Here is a 19,999-nt window from a genome sequence, read left to right as displayed (position 1 = left end):
TCATGTTCACTGAAGCGATTGAAAAAATTCTGACTGACCTGTGCACGCCCGCCCAGGTGCGTGCTGTTGAAAACGGCGAGGGTGCCAACGCGTTGTGGCGCGCGCTGGAAGAGGGCGGGTTTCTTGAACTGTTGACCCCACAAGCGGCTGACGGCGCGGGGCTGGCTCTGGCGGATCTGTTACCGATTTTGCTCGCCTTCGGGCGTCATGCGCTGCCGCTGCCGGCAGCACAGAGCATCGCCGCGCGGGCATTGCTGCGCGACTGCCCGCAGGCACCGCCAGCCGGCATGTTGACCCTCTCCGGGACTGCCTGGCGAGACGCCTATGGTTCGTTGTGTGTGCCGCGATTGAGCTTCGGCCTGCTCGCCGATTTTGCGCTGGTCAACTTCAGCGGTGAGTTGTTTCTGCTCGATTGCACCCTGGCCCGGCGCAAGCCGACCGGCGTACACGGCAGCCAGTGCGCCACGTTGTATTGGCCAGCGGAAACACTCGGCATCTCGGTCGGAAGCAACGGTGAAGAGGTCGGCGTGTTCAACGCGGCGATCCACGCGGCGGCCATCGCCGGGGCCATGGAGCGCGTTCTCGACATGACGCTGGACTATTGCAATGACCGGGTTCAGTTCGGCAAGGCAATCGGCAAGTTTCAGGCGGTTCAGCACCAACTCAGCGTAATGGCGGAGCAGGTTGCCGCCTCGCGCATCGCCGCCGAACTGGCGTTTGCCGGTGACCAGCCAGTGCCTGCCTTGATCCCGACGGCCATTGCCAAGGCACGCACCAGCATGGCCGTGTCGCCAGTGGCCGCCACCGCTCACGCTCTGTTCGGCGCCATCGGCGTCACCGAAGAACTGGACTTGCAGCTGTTCACCCGCCGCCTGCACGAGTGGCGCATCAGCGAAGGGTCGGAAACCTATTGGAACGGTGTGGTCGGCCTAGCGATGTTGGCGCAGCCGGGCGCTACCGCCAGTGCATTCGTGCGTGACGTCATCCCCTTTGCTTAAGGACTTACCCATGAGCCAGTTTCTGAAGTACGAACAGGAAGGTCACATCGTCACCCTGACGATGAATGATCCCGAGCGCCGTAACCCGTTGACCGGCAACAGCGCCGTGCCGGAATTTCTCGAAGCCATCGAACGCATCGAAAGTGACAGCCGTGTGCGGGCGGTGATTATCACGGGCGCCGGCACCGCGTTTTGCTCCGGCGGCAACGTTCGCGACATGGACCGCTACGCAAAAATGTCGGGCATGGAATTGCGTCAGGAATACCGCACCGGCATTCAGCGCCTGCCGCTGGCGCTGTTCAATCTGGAAGTGCCAGTGATCGCGGCGGTCAACGGCGCGGCGATGGGGGCCGGTCTGGACCTGGCGTGTATGTGCGACATCCGCGTGGCCTCCGAGCACGCCAGATTTGCCGAGAGCTTCGTCAAGCTCGGGATCATTCCCGGGGACGGCGGCGCGTGGTTACTGCCGCGCATTATCGGTTTGTCCCGCGCCACCGAACTGACCTTGACCGGGCAGATGATCGACGCGCGTCAGGCTGAGGAGTGGAACCTGGTGTCCCGCGTGGTGCCGGCCGAACAATTGCTGGACAGCGCCCGGGAAATCGCCGCGGCGATTGCCGCCAACCCGCCGCACGCGGTGCGCCTGGCCAAGCGCCTGTTGCGCGAAGCCTTGCACACGCGCCTCGACACGCTGCTGGAAATGTCAGCGAGTTTTCAAGTGATGTCGCACCAGACTGCCGATCACCGCGAAGCCGTGGCGGCGTTTATCGAGAAGCGGCCAGCGATGTTTACCGGCTGAGTGTCACCGAGGGTAACGCCCGGCGAGCACTGCGCAAACCGGGTCGTTACGCGAGCAGAAAACACCGGGAAACGCTTCATCCAAATCACCCATTCGGGTGTCAGGGCCTCACGGGCGCCTCGCTAGCATGAGCGCTCACCACGTCATCCTTAACCGGAGAAACCGCATGACAAAAACAACAATGCGCGGAGTCTTCCAGCCAAGTCTGCTGGCCGTAGCTGTAACGATTGCCACCTGCGCGAGCACGTCTGCTCACGCTGTCGAATTCAATATCGGGGAGATTCAAGGGACGTTCGACTCGTCGCTGTCCATCGGCGCCAGTTGGTCGGCGGCGAACCCGGACAAGCAGTTCATTTCCAACTTCAACTCCCAGGGCGTCACCGGTGGCCAATCAGCTTCCCGGACCACTGACGACAACCGTTTGAATTTCAAGAAGGGTGAAACCTTCTCGAAGATTTTCAAGGGCGTGCATGACTTGGAACTGAAGTACGGCGACAGCGGCGCCTTCGTGCGTGGCAAGTATTGGTATGACTTCGAGTTGATGGACGAGAGCCGTCCGTTCTACGACATCAACGACAGCGGCCGCGATCGTGCGGCGAAGTCGTCCGGGGCGATGTTCCTCGACAGCTTTGTCTACCACAACTACAACATCGGCGATCAGGTCGGCAACGTGCGTCTCGGCAAGCAAGTAGTGAGCTGGGGCGAGAGTACGTTCATCGGTAACTCGATCAACAGCATCAACCCGATCGACGTCGCCGCTTTACGCCGTCCGGGTGCCGAGGTGAAGGAAGGGCTGATCCCGGTCAACTTGCTCTACGTCTCCCAAGGCCTGGCCGACAACGTCACCGCTGAAGGTTTTTATCAGTTGGAATGGGATAAATCCGTCGTCGACAACTGCGGCACGTTCTTCGGCAACGACGGCGTTCCGCAAGGGTGTGATGACCGCCTGGTGATCGCCGGCCTGGACTTGCCGCCTGGCGTGGCGAAAAACACCGGCAGCCTCGCGGCCATCGCCGCCGGCACTGACGACGCCTTTATTCCGCGCCTGCAAGACCACGACGCCCGCGACGGCGGCCAGTACGGTCTGGCGTTGCGCTGGTACGTGCCGGAGGCCAACGACACCGAGTTCGGCGCCTACGCGATGAACTACCACAGCCGCAACCCGTACCTGAGCATCACACAAATGAGCAACCCGGCCGGCGGCGTGGCCTCGGCGCGCAGTGCCCGGTACTTCATCGATTACCCGGAAGACATTCACCTGTATGGCTTGAGCTTCCAGACCAACGTCGAGGGTGTATCGCTGGGGGGCGAGGTCAGTTACCGGCCGAATATGCCGCTGCAACTGAACACGGCGGACTTGCTGTCGGCTGCGACGTTCGGCGCCACCTCGCCGCTGATCACCACCGGTTACGCCGGGCGCAACCTCGGTGCCGAAGTGAACGGCTACAAACGGATGCCGGTGACCCAGGCGCAAGTGACCGCGACCCAGTTCTTCGATCAAGTGCTGGGCGCCAGCCGCCTGACCGTGGTCGGTGAGGTCGGTTACAACCACATCAACGGCCTGGGCAAGGCTGACGGCACGGATCTGCGCTTCGGTCGCAGCCCGGCCTTCGGTTCCGGCGAGCTGCCGGGTGTCGCGGGCGCGGCCACCTGTCGCGGTACGGCGGCGGGCCTGCCGAATGCCAGCAACCCGGCTCAGGAGTGCAACAACGATGGCTTCTACACCAGCAGCAGCTGGGGCTATCGAGTGCGCGGCAAGCTGGATTACCAGAACGTTTTTGCCGGCATCAACCTGTCGCCGAACATCGCCTGGTCCCATGACGTGCAGGGTTATGGCCCGAACTTCGACGAAGGTTCCAAAGCGGTCAGCCTGGGCGTGGATGCCGATTACCTGAACACCTATAACGCCAGCCTGAGTTACACCAATTACTTCGGCGGCGATTACAACACCAACGTCGACCGCGACTACGTTGCGCTCAGCGTCGGCGTGAATTTCTGATGCAACCCTGCCAGAGGACCTTCCACATGAACGCACGTTTAATTCTGCGCGCTGGCGCACTGAGCCTGTCGCTGCTGGCCAGCGGTGTCATGGCCGCGGTCACCCCCCAGGAAGCCGCGCAACTGGGCACCACGCTGACCCCGTTGGGCGCTCAGAAAGAGGGCAACGCCACCGGCAGCATTCCGGCCTGGACCGGTGGTCTGAAACCCGGTGCCGCGCCACTCGACAACGGATTTCTCGGCGATCCGTTTGCCGGCGACAAGCCTGAGTTTGTGATCACCGCCGCCAACGCCGAGCAGTACAAGGACAAACTGACCCCGGGCCAACTGGCGATGCTCAAGCGCTACCCGGACAGCTACAAGATCCCGGTATTCAAGACTCAGCGCACCGCTGCCGTACCGCAGAACATCTATGAGATTGCCAAGAAGAGTGCCGTCACCACGGAGCTGACCCCGGACGGCAACGGTCTGGTGAACTTCACCCAAACCCGCTACTACCCGTTCCCGATTCCGAAAAACGGCGTCGAGATTTACTGGAACCACACCAACCGTTATCGCGGCGGCAACATGGAGCGGATGGCGGCGCAGGCGGCACCGCAGGCCAACGGTTCCTATTCCATCGTCGAGTACGAGGACAAACTGGCCTTCCCGCAGTTGATGGACGGTGTGGAAGGGAATCAGGCCGATAACGTTCTGTACTACTACAAGCAGGAAATCACCGCGCCGTCGCGCATGGCCGGCAGTGTGATCCTGATTCACGAGACCATCGACCAGGTCAAGGAGCCGCGCCTGGCGTGGGTCTATAACGCCGGTCAACGCCGCGTGCGCCGGGCGCCGCAAGTGGCTTACGACGGACCGGGCAACGGTTCCGACGGCATGCGCACCGCCGACAACACCGACATGATGAACGGCGCGCCGGACCGTTATGACTGGAAACTGGTGGGCAAAAAAGAGCTGTACATCCCGTACAACAACTACCGGTTGCAGTCGCCGAAATTGAAGTACGACGACATCATCAAGCCGGGGCACATCAACCAGGACCTGACCCGTTATGAGTTGCACCGGGTCTGGCACGTGGAGGCCACGCTCAAGCCAGGTCAGCGTCATGTTTATGCCAAACGTGACATGTACTTCGACGAAGACACCTGGCAACTGGCCGAAGTCGATCACTATGACGGCCGTGGTCAACTCTGGCGGGTGGCCGAGGGCTATGCGCTCAACGATTACGAGCGTGGCACGTCCAATTTTGCAATGCTCGGAATCTATGATTTGATCGCCGGTCGCTATAACGTGCTGGCGATGACCAATGAATCCAAGCATGCAACGACGTATGGCATGACCGCGAAGATGAATGATTTCACGCCTTCGGCACTGCGTAACGCTGGCATTCGCTGACCGTTCGTCGCTGAAACAACGCCCTGTTCGCAGGGCGTTGTGCATTGGGGCCGGCACCACCTGATGCGGGTGGCGCATTAACCGTTGGCGCGCTCAATGATGGCAACCTCACACCATCAGCGAGGTCCGCCATGTTTGTGCCACGGCCGCATCTGTGCGACGTACTCAAGCGCGATCAGCGCCGCTTGCAATTGCTTTGCGCGCCTGCCGGTTATGGAAAAACTGCGTTGCTGCGCGAGTATCTGCGGGGCGAGGATGCGCCTGGGCGAGTGGTTTGGTTGAGTCTTGCGGGGCGTACGCTGACGTTGGCGTCGCTGAATCAAATGCTGGTTCGCGAATTTGAGTTGGCTGGACTGACGCCTTCGCGAGCAAGCTCGCTCCCCCAGTTGACCGCGTTCCCCTGCGGGAGCGAGCTTGCTCGCGAAGGCGTCAGTCCAGGCAATGAAATGTTCAGACTGCGGCTTGTATTTGATGACCTGCCAGCCGAAATGCCCAGCGATCTGAACCATTGGTTCGACCAACTCCTGTCCGCGCCAAATCCCTCTCTACAAGTGCTGGTCACCTGCCGCCAGCGGCCCGACTGGAACCTGCCGCACCTGATGCTCACCGGGGAAATGCTGGAGCTGGACGCCCGGCAACTGGCGCTGCGTCCAGACGAGTTCGAAGCGTTGGTCAACGGGCTCGCCCCGACCAGCGACACCGCCTCACGCGAACACCTGTGGCAGCAAACCAGCGGCTGGTGTGCCGGTGTGCGCCTGTTGCCGTCGGCGCTGCTTGACCCGTACCTCGAACGTGAACTGTTGCCGCGCCTGAGTGAACAGCAATGTGAAATCTTGTTCGGACTGGCGCATTTGTCCAAGGCCAGCGCCGACCTCTGCGAGCAACTCTGGGAGGGCCAGCAAGGCGCGTCGGTGTTCAAAAGCTTGCTGGATGCGCAGGCGTTTTTGGTGCCCATCGAGCACCAGCCCGGCTGGTTTCGCCTGCTGCCCGCCGTGGCGCAGGCCCTGCAAGACCGGTTGAGCGGTGTGCCGTTGCATCGGCTGCGCTTGCGTGCCTGTCAGTTGCTCAATGTGCTGGGGCAGGTCGACGACGCAGTGGAACAGGCGCTCAGTGCCGACCAGCCGGAAGTCGCCGCCAATTACATGGAACGCTTGTGGCTGAGCTGGATTTTGAGCGAGCGGCATCTGGACCGCTTCATGGACTGGCGCGAACGCATCGAGCCGCAGTTGCTGCAAAGCAGTTCGCGCCTGATTTACCTGTGCGCCAAGGCGTTACTGTTCAGTGGACGGCTCGATGAGGCCGAGGAGTGCCTGCAACGCCTCGGGCATTTTTTGCCGCTACCTGATCCGCGGCGACATCAACGTTTATTGGCGAACTGGCAGGCGTTGTTCGGCACCTTGCAGGCACTGCGCGGCGATGCGGAACCGGCGCGCCTGCATTGCCATGCGGCGTTGCGTTATCTGACGGTGCAAGACTGGCTGTCGGTGTTGCTGTGCCATTGCACGCTGGCGCGCATCGCCATGAACAAAGGGGAACTGACCGAAGCCCAAGTGTTGTTGGAGCATTCGCTGGAATTGGCCCGGCGCCAGGGCAGCCGTGAAGCCGAAGTGCTGGTGAATACCGACCGCGTGCGTTTGATGATGCTTCAGGACCAGTCCGGCCTTGCGCTCTCGCTGTTACGCACGGAGCTGGCGCAACTGACGGTTAGCCGCACGCAGCCCTATCCGTTGCTCGGTCGACTGATGTTTCTGCATGGCGAATTGCTGTTGCAACAGGGCCACACCGGTGAAGCCGAGCAAGTGGTGAGGGCCGGATTATTGCAGGTGCGCGATGGCTGCGCGCCATTTGTGCTCAATGCCTACCTGTTGTTGTCCGAGGTTGCCTCACGCAACGATGACGTCGAAAAGGCGCACCTTTTGCTGTACGAAGCTGAGCGGCGCATGCATTGGGGCAAGATCGACAGCGCGTGCTACGAAGGCCCCATCGCCCTGCAAAAAGCCTCGATCCTGCGCCGTAAACAGGGAGAGGTCCGCGAAAAACCTGCCGGCATGCGAGTGACGGGCGTGCCGGATTACCAGGATGGCCTGACGGCGCGTGAGGTCTCGGTGCTCAAGTTGCTGGCCGAAGGCATGTCCGTGCGTGAGGTTGGGCATCGCCTGTTCATTTCGGTGAACACGGTCAAGACCCACGCCAAAAATATCAACGTCAAGCTCGGCGCGTGCCGTCGCACCCAGGCGATCAACAGCGCCAAAGCCATGGGAATTCTCGCGTGAACCTGCCACCCACCTGATCCGGGTGGCGGCGCGGCGTGAGTGATGGTCAACCATGCAGCAGATCCGACGCAATGCTGCGCAATCGCGCTGGCGTCCAGACGACAACAAGAGAGGTAGTGATGAGCGCCATCGACAGTTGGACGAGCACTGACATCCGCACAACCCTGGAAAAACAACGGGCGGCCTTTCTGGCCAGCGAACCCTACAGCGTCGAGCAGCGGTGTGAATTGATCGACCGGGCGATCAGCCTGCTGGTCAATCACGAGCAGGAGATTATTGATGCCCTGACGGCCGACTTCGGCCATCGCAGCCCGGCGTTTTCGAAGGGCAGCGAAGTGTTGTCGCCGCTGGCCACGCTCAAGCAAACCAAAGCCAGGCTGGCCGAATGGATGCAGCCCGAAACGCGGCACTCCGAGCAAGGCGAAGCCTGGGTTCACTACCAGCCGCTGGGCGTCATCGGTATTGTCACGGCGTGGAACGTGCCCGGTTACATGGTGTTCAGCGGTCTGGCCGGGGCGTTGGCCGCCGGCAACCGGGTGATGATCAAGCCGTCGGAATTCAACCCGCACACCTCGGCGCTGATCGCGCGGCTGATCCGCTCCGTTTACGCCGAAGACGAAGTGGCGGTAGTGCTCGGCGGGCCGGACGTCGGCCAGGCGTTCTGTGGTCAGCCGTTCGACCATTTGCTGTTCACCGGTGCCACCAGCATCGGTAAGCACGTGCTGCGCGCCGCCGCGGAAAACCTGGTGCCGGTGACCCTGGAGCTGGGTGGCAAATCACCGACCATCATTTCCCGTACCGCCGACTTCAAGACCGCCGTGACCAAAGTGATCGTTGGCAAACTGCTCAACGCAGGCCAACTCTGCGTGGCACCGGACTATGTGTTCGTGCCGCAAGAATCGGTGGACGCGTTCATCGCCGTGGCCAAAGCCGTGGTCGCCGGGTTTCTGCCGACGCTCAAGGATAATCCCGATTACACCTCTATCATCAACGGCCGGCATCTCGAGCGTTTGCAGGGTTACCTGAGTGAAGCGCGCGAGGCCGCTGTCGAGTTGATCGAGCTGAACCCGGCGGCCGAGGATTTCAGCGATGCGCCACGCAACAAAATCGTGCCAACGCTGTTGCGCAATCCAGGCGACGATTTGCAGGTGATGCAGGATGAGATTTTCGGTCCGCTGCTGCCGATCAAACCCTACGCAACCCTGAACGAAGTGATTGCGTTCATCAATGCCCGGCCACGCCCACTGGCGCTGTATTACTTCGGCAATGACGCTGGCGAAGAAGCGCTGGTGCTCAGCCGTACCTGCTCGGGTGGCGTAACTCTCAACGGTGTCATGAGCCACGCGAGCACCGAGAGTCTGCCGTTCGGAGGTGTCGGCCAGAGCGGCATGGGTGCCTATCACGGCATTGATGGCTTCCGCACCTTCAGCCATGCCAAGGCTGTGTTCCGTGCGCCGGGTAAACCGGCCTGAATTTCTTCATCTCACTGTCGAGAAAAATAATATGAAAGCTGCCGTTTTCCATCAGGTTGACACTCCGCTGGTCATCGAAGAAGTGGGCATCAGCAAACCAGGGCCGCGTGAAGTGTTGATCCGCACCAAAGCTGTGGGTGTCTGCCATTCGGATTTGCACGTCATCGACGGCTCCTTCCCGTATCCCGGCCCGATGGTGCTGGGCCATGAGGCGGCTGGCGTGGTCGAGCAGGTCGGCTCCGAGGTGCGCTCGGTCAAGCCTGGCGATCATGTGGTCACTTGTCTGACGGTATTTTGCGGTCATTGCGACCACTGCGTGACCGGGCACCTGGCGCGCTGTGTGTCGCCGGAAACCAAGCGCGGCAAGGATGAAGAACCGCGCCTGACCTACGTGCAAAAACCGATGCCGCAATTCGTCAATCTCTCCGGTTTTGCCGAACAGATGCTGGTGCACGAAAACGCCTGCGTGGCGATCCGTCGCGACATGCCGCTGGACCGGGCCGCGCTCCTCGGTTGTGCCGTCACCACCGGCACCGGCGCGGTGTTCAACACCGCCAAAGTACGTCCAGGCGAGACCGTGGCCGTGATCGGTTGCGGCGGCATCGGCCTGGCCGCGATCAATGGGGCAGCGCTGGCCGGGGCGGGGCGGATCATCGCCATCGACATGCTCGACTCCAAACTGGAACTGGCCCGTCAGTTCGGCGCCACCGACGTGATCAACGGCCGGGACGGCGACGCAGCCAAGCAAGTGATGGAGCTGACGCGCGGCGGCGTGCACCACGCCTTTGAATGCATCGGCCTCAAGCAAACCGCCGAACAGGCCTTCGCCATGCTCGCCCGCGGCGGTACCGCCACGGTGATCGGTATGCTCAAGCCCGGCCTGAAAATCGAGCTGGACCCGCTGCAATTGCTGCACGAGCGGCGCATCCAGGGGTCACTGATGGGTTCCAACCGTTTCCCGGTGGACATGCCTCGCCTGGTGGATTTCTACATGGCGGGCAAGCTCAAGCTCGATGAAATGATTTCCCAGCGCATCAAGCTTGAACAGATCAACGACGCCTTCGAGGAATTGCGCCGTGGCGAGTTGGCTCGCTCGGTGATCATTTTCGACGAATGAAAATCCTGAGTTTCCTGTGACCCTGTGGGAGCGAGCTTGCTCGCGTAGGCGGACTAGCATTCGCCATTGATGACGACTGACATGGCCCTTTCGCGAGCAAGCTCGCTCCCACAGGTTTCTCACAGCATTCGAATTTTTTTGCTCGCCGAAGCGATTTTGGAGTTGATTGATGGACATAGATTTCACGCCGGACGAGTTGGCGTTTCGCGAGGATGTGCACACGTTTCTTCGTGATCACTTGCCTGCCGAATTCGCCCAGCGCGTCTCGCAGGGCAAACGCTTGAGCAAAGCGCATCAGGTGCAATGGATGCAGACGCTCAATCGCCAGGGCTGGCTCGCGCCGGGCTGGCCGGTGGCGTTTGGAGGCACGGGCTGGAGCGATGTGCAAAAGCACATTTTCGATGAGGAATGCTTTGCGGCGGGGGCGCCGAAAGTGTCGTCCTTCGGGCTGAAAATGGTCGCGCCGGTGATCATTAAATTTGGCACGGCCGAGCAGAAGGCGCGTTTTCTGCCGCGCATTCTCACCTGTGAAGACTGGTGGTGCCAAGGCTACTCCGAACCGGGGGCGGGCTCCGACCTGTCGTCGCTGAAGACTCGTGCCGTGCGCGATGGCGATCACTACGTGGTCAACGGCCAGAAGACCTGGACCACCCTGGCGCACTTTGCCGACTGGATGTTCTGCCTGGTGCGCACCGACCCCGAGGCGCGGCAGCAGCGGGGCATTTCCTTTGTGCTGATCGACATGAAAACGCCGGGCATCACTGTGCGGCCGATCATCACCCTGGACGGCGAACATGAAGTCAACGAAGTGTTCTTCGACAACGTACGGGTGCCGGTGGCGAACCTGGTTGGCCAGGAAAACGAAGGCTGGACCTGTGCCAAGTATTTGCTGACCCACGAGCGCACCAGTATCGGCGGCATTGCGCAAAACAAGGCACTGTTGAACCGCTTGAAGCGCATCGCCAGTCAGGAACTGCGCGACGGTCGGCCGCTGATTGAAGACCCGTTGTTCCGCGTGCAAATCGCCGAAGTCGAGATGCAGTTGATGGCGGCTGAAGTGAGCAGCTTGCGCACGCTCGCGGCGGCGCGTGACGGCGGTGTGCCGGGGGCGGAAAGCTCCTTCCTGAAGATCAAGGGCACCGAAATTCGGCAGGCGATCACTTACCTGATCAGCAAGGCCGTGGGGCCTTACGCCCTGCCGTTCATTGAAGATGAGTTGGGTTATGGCAGTGAACCGCTGCTCTACACCGACTACAGCAGCGCGGCGACCTATCAGTATCTGGATGCGCGAAAAGCCTCGATCTACGGCGGGGCCAACGAAATCCAGAAGAACATCATCGCCAAAATGATTCTCGAACTGTAAGGGGCCGACCATGGATTTCAAACTCAACGAAGAGCAGTTGATGCTGCAAGACACCGCCGCGCGGCTGGTGCGTGACGCTTACGGCTTCGAGCATCGCGAGCGGTTCAGCCAAAGCGAACACGGCTTCAGCCACGCCTTCATGCAGCAACTGGGGGATCTCGGTTTATGCGCCGTGCCGTTCGCCCAAGCGCATGGCGGATACGACGGCACTGGCGTGGAAAACATGCTGATCATGACGGAGCTGGGTCGTGGTCTGTGCCTGGAACCCTATCTGCACTCGGTGATTTTTGCTGGTGGGCTGATTACCCAACTGGGCAGCGAGGAGCAAAAAGAAGCGCTATTGCCGCAATTGGGCAGCGCGGCGTTACAGATGGCGGTGGCGGTGGACGAACCGCAGAGTCATTACCAACTGCACGACGTGCAGACCGTCGCAGAACCGGTGACGGGCGGCTGGGCACTCAATGGCCGCAAATCGGTGGTGGTCGGTGGGCAAAGCGCCGGGTTGATTCTGGTCTCGGCGCGCTCCAGTCACGGGGTGCGTGACGAGAAGGGTATCAGCCTGTTTCTGCTCGATCCACACGACGCGGGCGTGCGTCGTCGTTCATTCGCGACCATGGACGGGCGCATGGCGTGCGAATTGTACCTAGACAATGTGTTCGTCAAGAGCAGCGCGGTACTTGGTGAAGTAGGCCAGGCGCTGCCGGCGCTTCGTTACCAGCAAGGCCGCTGCATCGCCGCGCAGTGCGCCGAAGCGGTCGGCAGCATGGAAGCGGCGTGTGCATTGACCCTCGATTACCTGAAGACTCGCCAGCAATTCGGTCAGCCGCTCGGCAAGTTCCAGGTGTTGCAACACCGCATGGTCGATATGCGCATCGAGCTCGATCAGGCCACCTCCATGACCCTGCTGGCCGCGTGTGTGGCTGATCAGACCGACAGTGATGTGCGCAGTCGCACCCTCGCGGCGGCCAAGTTTATCGTCAGCCGTGCCAGTCGGTTTGTCGCGGATCAGGGCATCCAGTTGCACGGCGGCATCGGCCTGACCTGGGAGTACATGCTGTCGCACCACGCCAAGCATCTGCTGATGGTTGCTCGCCAGTTCGGTGACGATGACCATCACTTGCAGGCTTACGCAACGCTGATGCAGGTGACAGCCGCGAGCTGACAGCGGACCGTCAGTGGGTGGGCGCAGTGGAATAAATTCCGGTTGTTTGCTTTAGTCCTCTTATCGCTGGCCCGCCCCGAGCCACGACCGGAGCACTCCATGAAGCCTCGATGTGTGTCGTTTGCTGTGCTGGCGGTTGTGCTCACCGTTGGCGCGTTGCCGTGCGCCCGGGCGGTCCAATATACCCAGGTGAATGCGACCGCCAGCACGCTCAGCTTCACCTTTACGCAGATGGGTTCCAGCGTTTACGGCACCTTCGGGGTGTTTGAGGGCACACTCGACTTCGACACCGACCACCTCGCGTCCGCCCACGCCGCGCTGACCATCCAGCTCGACAGCATCGATGCCGGGAGCAGCGACGCCAATTCCACGCTGAAAGAACCGGCCTGGTTCGATACGGCGAAATATCCGGTGGCGAGGTTTGCCTCCACCGACGTCGAATCGAAGGGCGACAACCATTACCTGATCACCGGAAAACTCTCGCTCAGGGGCGTCACGCGTGAGGTCAACGTGCCTGTGGAGTTGCGATCCGAAAACGCCATCGGGATCTTTGAGGGGTTGTTGGTGCTCAAGCGTAGCGACTTCAACATCGGTGCGGGCGAGTGGGCCGACACGGTGGTTTCCAACGACATCAACATTCGGTTCCGGATGGTTGCACCGCAAAAGTAATGTCCTTGCATCATTCAGGCGGCTTGCTCCCCCGTGGAATTGCTGTCATCGTTCGCGCTACTGGTAATCTTTCTTATTTGAGAAATTTTTGCGTATGCACGAATTTTCCGTAGCGGGTGACGATCTTCACCGTCGCCAACAGACCCTCACCGCGCTCTACAGCGACCACCATTCGTGGCTGCATGGCTGGCTACGGAAAAAACTCGGCTGTTCGCAGCGCGCGGCCGATCTGGCCCATGACGCGTTCATCCGGGTGTTGACGCTGGCGGAGCCGCACAACATCAAGGAACCGCGGGCGTTTCTGGCGACGATGGCGGGGCGGTTGCTGATCGATGGCGCGCGCCGTCGGCGAATCGAAGCCGCTTACCTTGAGGCGTTGGCAATCAGCGCCCATGACGCCGGCATGCCGGACCCCGAGGCCATTCACGTGGCGTTGCAGGCGCTGGAAAGAATTGCCGAGATGCTGGCAGGGTTGCCGGCCAAGTCCCGGGAAGCCTTTCTGCTGAGTCGTCTCGACGGCCTGACCTACAGCGAAATCGCGATTCGCCAGAACGTGCACGCCAGCACGGTCAAAAATCACATCGCCAGTGTGTTGGTCCACTGCTACAAAACCCTGCACGGTTCGGAAGCATTGGCGTGACGGTCATTGATCAACCGACCGATCAGATGATCAACGAGGCGGCGGCCTGGCTGACGTTGCTGCATGACGATGTCGTCAGCGAAGGCGACCGGGCGGCGTGCGATGCCTGGTGCAACGCCGACCCGCGTCACGGCGTCGCGTTGGCGCGAATGCGGGTGTTGTGGGGCAGCCTTGATCAATTGCCGGCGGCACCCGCGCGGGTGGCGCTCAAGCAAGCCTTTGCCAAACCGGGCGCAGGGTTGGCGGGCCGTGGCACTCAGGCGCTGGTATTGCTGGGGGTGCTGCTGTGCGGCTGGGTCGGCTCGGACAACCTGCCGATCTGGCTCGCCGATCAGCGCACCGGCGTCGGCGAGCGGCGTGAAGTGGCGTTGGCGGATGGCAGCCGGCTTCAACTCAACAGCAATTCGGCGCTGGACGTGAAGTTCGATAGCCAGCACCGCACCATCGAATTGTTGAGCGGCGAGGTGTTAGTGACGGTGGCCAAGGACGCCCAGCGTCCGTTCGTGGTGCACACCGAACAGGGCACCGCGACGGCGCTGGGGACGAAGTATCTGGTGAAACGCGCCGCCGATGGCTCGACCGTGGTCAGCGTGCTGGAATCGGTGGTCGCCGCCAAACCCGACGGCGCCGAGGCGGTGAAGGTCAAGGCCGGCGAGCAGACCATCCTCAGTAACGGCCATGTGCAAGCGCCGCAACCGATTGGCAACACCGACCCGGCGGCGTGGACCCGGGGCCTGCTCAAGGTCGATGACCGGCCGTTGAGCGAAGTCCTGCAAACCCTTGCGAATTACCGCCACGGGCTGGTGCGCTTCGACGCGCAAGCGCTGCAAGGCCTGCGGGTTTCCGGGGTGTTCCGCCTCGACGACACCGACGCTTCGCTCGCCACTCTGGCCGACAACTTGCCGATCAAGGTCGAGCACTTCACCGATTGGCTGGTGCTGGTCAAACCCCTGTAATCGAAATCGTGTGACAGCCGCCTCGCGTCGCGAGGCGGCGAAGCCGTCGCCATCCGGTTGACGCGAGCCGATTTTGTACCGGCTGCGCTGCCTCGCGGTGCCTGCTGAAATCGCCCTGAAAAAATAATTAATGCAAATCGCTCGCATTCGTTGTCCGTTTCTTCGAGATGGACGTCATGGTTAGTAACGCCTCCCATTTCACAGGAAGTTCCATGTCACGCTTCGCTCGCCCATTGCCTCCACTGGCACTGTCAGTGGCGATGGCGTTTGTCTCGATGCCGTTGCTCGCTGCCGAGCCGGCGCTGGCAAATGCTGTCGCCAGTGCGGTGCGCAGTTTTGCAATCCCGGCGGGGGATTTGAGCCAGGCGTTGAACAGCCTTGCCGAGCAAGCGGAGTTGATTCTGGCGTTTGATCCGGCATTGACGCGGGGTAAGCGCAGCGACGGGTTGACCGGACAATTCAGCACCCGCAACGCGCTGGATCAATTGCTCCGTGGCAGCGGCCTGCAAGCACTGGCGTTGTCGGCCGGTCGCTACCGCATCGAGCCGACACCCGCAGCGCTCGACAGTGCGCTGGAGTTGCAAGCGACCACCGTCAGCGCCGGATCGCAGCATGAAAGTGCAACCGGCCCTGTCGAAGGCTACGTCGCGACGCGCGCGTTATCGGCGACCAAGACCGACACGCCATTGATCGAAACGCCGCAATCGATTTCGGTGGTGACCAAAGACCAGATGCGAGCGCAGGGCGCGGAAAACCTCAACCAGATCCTGCGCTACAGCGCGGCGGTGATTCCTGAAACCCGTGGTTCGACCGCGACACGCCTGGACATGCTGACGGTTCGCGGTTTTTCCCCGGCGGTGTATCTGGACGGCCTGCGCCTGCCAGCATCGCGGGACGCCGCGCCACAAAAAGACGCCTTTGACCTGGAGCGAGTGGAGGTGTTGCGCGGGCCTTCGTCGGTGCTGTATGGGCAGGCCAGCCCCAGCGGTGTGATCAACATGGTCAGCAAGCGGCCGTTGGACACGCCGTTGCATGAAGTCGGAATCGAATACGGCACCTTCGATAAAAAGCGCACGACCTTCGACCTGAGCGGCCCACTGGACGACCAAGGCGTCTATTCCTATCGCCTCGCCGGCCTGTACGACGCCGCCGACGGCCAGATCGAACACACCGAAAGCGAGCGCCAAGCGCTGTCGTCGGCCCTCACCTGGCGCCCCAATGAAGACACGTCACTGACGTTGCTCGGGCATTACCAAAAAGACCCCAAAGGCAATTCGTACGGTTCGACCCCGGCCTGGGGTTCGGTGTTGAGCAGCCCGGTAGGGCGTGACATCGACGTCGATTTCTATGACGGCGACAAGCATTTCGAGAAAAGCGACCGCCATTACTTCTCCGTGGGTTACCTGTTCGAACACCATTTCGACGACGTCTGGACCGTGCGCCAGAACGCGCGGTATCTGCGCAGCGAAGGTGACTACCGGGCCATTTACAACGGCAACCTGCAGGCGGATTACCGCACCCTCAACCGCTACACCATCACCAGCGACGTCAATCTTGATAGCTACGCGCTGGACAACCAGTTGCAGGCCAAATTCGGCACCGGGCCGTTGCAGCACACGGTGTTGTTCGGCGTCGACTATCAGTACACCCGCACCGCGACCAAGGCCGGTTACGGTGCGGGGCCGACCCTGGATATTTTCGACCCTGTCTACAGTGGCCCGATCGCGGTGCCGGGCTACACCAGTGACGCCACGCAACGCGACGAGCAGAAAGGCGTGTACCTGCAAGAACAGATGAAGTGGGACCAGTGGGTGCTGTTGCTGGGCGGGCGCTACGACTGGGCGTCGAGCCGCAGCGGCAACCTGGACCTGACCGGCAATACCAAGCGCAAAATCGCCCAAGACAGCGAAGCCTTCACCGGGCGCCTGGGCCTGGTCTATCTGTTTGAAAACGGCCTGTCGCCATACGTTAGCTACTCGGAGTCTTTCGAACCGAATTCCGGCACCGGCTACGGTGGTTCGCTGTTCACACCGACAGAGGGCAAGCAGTACGAAGTGGGCATCAAATACCAGCCCCCCGGTAGCAACAGCGTCATCACCGCTGCCGTCTTCGACCTGCGCCAAAGCCACGTCCCGACCCTGGATTCCGACCCGACGCACCTGTGCGCGGGCGTTCGCTGCCAGGTGCAGAGCGGCGAAGTGCGCTCGCGGGGGGTCGAGCTCGAAGGCAAGGCCAGCCTCAACGACAACCTCGACATCACGGCGGCTTACGCGTACCTGGATAACCGCATTTCCCAATCCAACAGCACCGTCAGCTACGCGCCATTGACCGATATCGCCGTGGGCGAACCGGTGCCCGTCAAAGGCACCCGCACCTATGGCGTGCCGCGCCACACCGCTTCGGTCTGGGCCGATTACACCTTCCACGACGGCGTCGCCAAAGGCTTTGGCGTCGGCGGCGGGGCGCGTTATGTCGGCGCCTCGTGGGGCGACGAAGCCAACACCCTGAAAGTGCCGGGTTACACCTTGCTTGACGCGGCGCTGCATTACGACATCCCGCACCTCAACAGCACCACCGACAACCTGCGGCTGGCGGTGAACGCCAGCAACCTCGCCAACAAGGAATACGTCGCCTCCTGTTACTCGTATTCGTGGTGTTGGTACGGCTCTCAGCGCACGGTTCAGGCGAGTGCGACGTACCAGTGGTGAGCGCGGCGCGGTAACAGCAAAAACCAAAAAATGATGACGGCTTGACCGCCGGTATTTCTCTTTTTTCTCTTCACAGGAACTTCGCGATGTTTCGTCCCTTTATGCCCACTTTGTCCGGCGCCTTGGTGCTGGGTTTCTCGGCCGTCGTCGTGGCGGCCCCGGTCGATTCGAACCCGCCGGCCAAGGCCCAGCCCACCGCTGTGACCCCACCCGAAGCGGGCACGCTGAACCTGGGTGCGGTGAACATCAATGCCGAAGGCGGCGTCGCCGGCAAGGCCACCACCGAGGGCAGTGGTTCTTACACCACAGGTTCGATGAGCACGGCGGTCGGCCTGCCGTTGTCGATCCGCGAAACCCCGCAATCGGTCAGCGTGATTACCCGTCAGCGCATGGACGATCAGGGCATGAACGACCTGAACGACGTGGTCAAGTACGCACCGGGCATCACCCTGCGCAAGTTCGGTGGCGACCGTCAGCAATTCCTGGCCCGTGGTTTCACCATCGACAACCTGATGTACGACGGTCTGCCGACCAGCATTAGCCAGTTCACCCTGGACACCATTTCCGGGGCGGACCTGGCGATGTACGACCGCGTGGAAGTGGTGCGTGGCGCGACTGGCCTGATGACCGGCGCCGGCAGCCCGTCGGCGACCCTGAACCTGGTGCGCAAGCGTCCGACCGTGACGCCGCAGGTGAGCATTACCACCAGCGCCGGCAGTTGGGACCGCTACCGCACCGAAGTCGATGCGTCGAACAAACTCAACGAGGCAGGTACATTGCGCGGGCGCGTTGTGGCCGCCTATGAAGACGACAACAGCTACATCGACGTTCGCGAAAAACAGCGCCAGACCTTTTACGGCATTGTCGAAGCCGACCTGAGCGAGTCGACCACCTGGACCCTCGGCGCGTCCAAGCAGCGCGACGACGCCACCTCCGATTGGGGCAGCCTGCCTTCCGGGCCCAATGGCGAGAACCTGCACCTGTCGCGCTCAACCTTTCTGAGCAACGACTGGGCCTACTGGGACCGGGACAACGTCAGCCTGTTCACCGACCTCACCACGCGCTTCGACAATGGCTGGACCTCGAAATTGGCGGCCGCCCGGATCTGGGCCGAATCCAATACGTTCTCGAGTTATTTGAACCCTGCGCGTGGCGGTGGATTCACCCAGTCCTCCGGCCAATACGACACCAAGGATGTGCAAACCAACCTCGACGGCTCGCTGTCCGGCCCGTTCCAGTTGTTCGGGCGCGAACACGAGTTGAGCGTCGGTGCGAGCTGGCGCCAGGAAAAATTCGACCAGAAAGGGGGCTTCTGGAACGCGGCGACCCCGGTCGATATTTACAACTTTGATCCTGGCGTCATTCCCAAACCTGCTGCCGACGACCGCATCCCGTATTCGAGCCTCAATACAGCGACCGAGAAGGGCATCTACGCAGCGGCGCGGTTCAATCCGTTCGACCCGCTGCATGTGATCATCGGCAGTCGCTTGAGCTGGTACGACTACGACGACCGCTCGGGCAGCAACGACTACAAGGTCACCCAGGAAGTCACCCCGTACGCCGGCATTGTCTATGACCTGAACGACACCTACTCGGTGTACGCCAGCTACACCGAAATCTTCAAACCGCAAACCCAGCAGGACGTCAGCGGCGCGGTGTTGGACCCGATGACCGGCGAAAGCTATGAGGTCGGCATCAAGGGCGAGTATTTCGATGGCGGCCTGAACGCCTCGGTGGCGCTGTTCGACATGACCCAGGAAAATCGCGCCTATGCGATTCCTGATCAGCCAGCCAGTTGCCGGGCGACCAATCGCACTTGCTACGAAGCAGCGGGCGAAGTGCGCAGCCGTGGTATCGATACGGAAATCAGCGGTGAACTCACGCCTAACTGGCAGGCATCGGCGGCCTACACGTTGGTACTGAGCCAATACGTGAAGGACCGTACCTACGACAAAGGCGAGTTGTTCGCGCCGAACCAACCCAAGCATTTGTTCAAGGCTGCGACCACTTACCACTTACCGGGCGTGCTGGAAAAAGTGCGCGTTGGCGCGGACGTTCTTGCCCAGAGTGCTACCTATGGTCGGGTTGGCACGGGGCACGCCGAGCAGGATGCTTATGCCGTTGTGGGGCTGATGGCGGGTTATCGTCTGGATGAGCATTGGGATGCACGCGTTAACTTGAACAACGTGTTTGACGAGAAGTATTGGCAGGGCATTCCTACGGCCAGTGGCAGCGGGACCTATGGTGATCCTCGTAACGTGATGTTTTCGGTTAAGTGGTCGCTTTGATTGTCCTGAATGCTGGCTGAGGGTTGCTTAAGGTTTTTGGGGGGCTGGGGGCATATCCGTTTTTTGGGTGATGGCGGCTATCGGTTCCGCCCTTACGGCGGGTCACTTTGAAAAGCCCAAAGTAACCAAAGGCTCTTGCCCCTTTCGTCCGGTGCCTCGCC

Annotated in this window: 14 protein-coding genes; all 14 read left to right on the top strand. The window is 61.4% G+C overall.

Annotation, left to right across the window (positions count from 1 at the left end):
- Positions 1-2: 2 nt before the first annotated feature.
- The 14 genes from ACQKP4_RS20065 (at position 3) to ACQKP4_RS20000 (ending at position 19,838) form a co-directional block, all read left to right on the top strand.
- On the top strand, positions 3-998 hold the full coding sequence (locus ACQKP4_RS20065) for an acyl-CoA dehydrogenase family protein (protein WP_427635369.1): 996 nt from the start codon (positions 3-5) through the stop codon (positions 996-998).
- 10 nt (positions 999-1,008) lie between these two features.
- Complete coding sequence (locus ACQKP4_RS20060; RefSeq protein WP_427635368.1) at positions 1,009-1,797, top strand: crotonase/enoyl-CoA hydratase family protein; 789 nt, start codon at positions 1,009-1,011, stop codon at positions 1,795-1,797.
- 166 nt (positions 1,798-1,963) lie between these two features.
- The gene (locus ACQKP4_RS20055; protein ID WP_427635367.1) at positions 1,964-3,796 is read left to right on the top strand and encodes a DUF1302 domain-containing protein; all 1,833 of its coding nucleotides are present in this window, start codon (positions 1,964-1,966) and stop codon (positions 3,794-3,796) included.
- A gap of 26 nt (positions 3,797-3,822) precedes the next feature.
- Positions 3,823-5,190 carry a DUF1329 domain-containing protein gene (locus tag ACQKP4_RS20050; RefSeq protein ID WP_427635366.1) on the top strand — a complete coding sequence of 456 codons (1,368 nt, stop codon included), beginning with the start codon at positions 3,823-3,825 and terminating at the stop codon, positions 5,188-5,190.
- 446 nt (positions 5,191-5,636) lie between these two features.
- Positions 5,637-7,463: a LuxR C-terminal-related transcriptional regulator gene (locus ACQKP4_RS20045; RefSeq protein ID WP_427635365.1), complete on the top strand. Its 1,827-nt coding sequence runs from the start codon at positions 5,637-5,639 to the stop codon at positions 7,461-7,463.
- Between the two features lie 119 nt (positions 7,464-7,582).
- Complete coding sequence (locus ACQKP4_RS20040) at positions 7,583-8,935, top strand: coniferyl aldehyde dehydrogenase (protein WP_427635364.1); 1,353 nt, start codon at positions 7,583-7,585, stop codon at positions 8,933-8,935.
- Between the two features lie 31 nt (positions 8,936-8,966).
- Positions 8,967-10,052, top strand: coding sequence for a Zn-dependent alcohol dehydrogenase (locus ACQKP4_RS20035; RefSeq protein ID WP_427635363.1), 1,086 nt, complete (start codon positions 8,967-8,969; stop codon positions 10,050-10,052).
- Positions 10,053-10,221: 169 nt separating this feature from the next.
- Complete coding sequence (locus ACQKP4_RS20030) at positions 10,222-11,415, top strand: acyl-CoA dehydrogenase family protein (RefSeq protein WP_427635362.1); 1,194 nt, start codon at positions 10,222-10,224, stop codon at positions 11,413-11,415.
- 10 nt (positions 11,416-11,425) lie between these two features.
- Positions 11,426-12,577 (top strand): acyl-CoA dehydrogenase family protein, encoded by a 1,152-nt coding sequence (locus tag ACQKP4_RS20025; RefSeq protein WP_427635361.1) that lies wholly within the window; start codon positions 11,426-11,428, stop codon positions 12,575-12,577.
- A 99-nt stretch (positions 12,578-12,676) separates the two neighbouring features.
- Positions 12,677-13,246 (top strand): YceI family protein, encoded by a 570-nt coding sequence (locus tag ACQKP4_RS20020; protein ID WP_427635360.1) that lies wholly within the window; start codon positions 12,677-12,679, stop codon positions 13,244-13,246.
- 94 nt (positions 13,247-13,340) lie between these two features.
- Positions 13,341-13,886, top strand: a complete 546-nt coding sequence (locus tag ACQKP4_RS20015; RefSeq protein ID WP_427635359.1) for a sigma-70 family RNA polymerase sigma factor — start codon at positions 13,341-13,343, stop codon at positions 13,884-13,886.
- A 26-nt stretch (positions 13,887-13,912) separates the two neighbouring features.
- On the top strand, positions 13,913-14,842 hold the full coding sequence (locus ACQKP4_RS20010) for a FecR family protein (protein ID WP_427635379.1): 930 nt from the start codon (positions 13,913-13,915) through the stop codon (positions 14,840-14,842).
- 212 nt (positions 14,843-15,054) lie between these two features.
- A complete protein-coding gene (locus ACQKP4_RS20005) occupies positions 15,055-17,550 on the top strand; it encodes a TonB-dependent siderophore receptor (RefSeq protein WP_427635358.1) in 2,496 nt (831 codons plus the stop codon).
- Positions 17,551-17,636: 86 nt separating this feature from the next.
- Positions 17,637-19,838 (top strand): TonB-dependent siderophore receptor, encoded by a 2,202-nt coding sequence (locus ACQKP4_RS20000; RefSeq protein ID WP_427635357.1) that lies wholly within the window; start codon positions 17,637-17,639, stop codon positions 19,836-19,838.
- Positions 19,839-19,999 lie beyond the last annotated feature (161 nt).

Origin of the sequence: Pseudomonas sp. NPDC086278, assembly GCF_050280905.1 — a bacterium.
Lineage (GTDB): Bacteria > Pseudomonadota > Gammaproteobacteria > Pseudomonadales > Pseudomonadaceae > Aquipseudomonas.
The sequence above is the reverse complement of the archived record's forward strand: the minus strand, read 5'-3'. Positions and strand labels throughout refer to the sequence as shown.

Coding starts and splice junctions, on each gene's coding strand:
- ACQKP4_RS20065 (WP_427635369.1), top strand. CDS start 3: ATGTTCACTGAAGCGATTGAAAAAATTCTGACTGACCTGTGCACGCCC.
- ACQKP4_RS20060 (WP_427635368.1), top strand. CDS start 1,009: ATGAGCCAGTTTCTGAAGTACGAACAGGAAGGTCACATCGTCACCCTG.
- ACQKP4_RS20055 (WP_427635367.1), top strand. CDS start 1,964: ATGACAAAAACAACAATGCGCGGAGTCTTCCAGCCAAGTCTGCTGGCC.
- ACQKP4_RS20050 (WP_427635366.1), top strand. CDS start 3,823: ATGAACGCACGTTTAATTCTGCGCGCTGGCGCACTGAGCCTGTCGCTG.
- ACQKP4_RS20045 (WP_427635365.1), top strand. CDS start 5,637: ATGTTCAGACTGCGGCTTGTATTTGATGACCTGCCAGCCGAAATGCCC.
- ACQKP4_RS20040 (WP_427635364.1), top strand. CDS start 7,583: ATGAGCGCCATCGACAGTTGGACGAGCACTGACATCCGCACAACCCTG.
- ACQKP4_RS20035 (WP_427635363.1), top strand. CDS start 8,967: ATGAAAGCTGCCGTTTTCCATCAGGTTGACACTCCGCTGGTCATCGAA.
- ACQKP4_RS20030 (WP_427635362.1), top strand. CDS start 10,222: ATGGACATAGATTTCACGCCGGACGAGTTGGCGTTTCGCGAGGATGTG.
- ACQKP4_RS20025 (WP_427635361.1), top strand. CDS start 11,426: ATGGATTTCAAACTCAACGAAGAGCAGTTGATGCTGCAAGACACCGCC.
- ACQKP4_RS20020 (WP_427635360.1), top strand. CDS start 12,677: ATGAAGCCTCGATGTGTGTCGTTTGCTGTGCTGGCGGTTGTGCTCACC.
- ACQKP4_RS20015 (WP_427635359.1), top strand. CDS start 13,341: ATGCACGAATTTTCCGTAGCGGGTGACGATCTTCACCGTCGCCAACAG.
- ACQKP4_RS20010 (WP_427635379.1), top strand. CDS start 13,913: ATGATCAACGAGGCGGCGGCCTGGCTGACGTTGCTGCATGACGATGTC.
- ACQKP4_RS20005 (WP_427635358.1), top strand. CDS start 15,055: ATGTCACGCTTCGCTCGCCCATTGCCTCCACTGGCACTGTCAGTGGCG.
- ACQKP4_RS20000 (WP_427635357.1), top strand. CDS start 17,637: ATGTTTCGTCCCTTTATGCCCACTTTGTCCGGCGCCTTGGTGCTGGGT.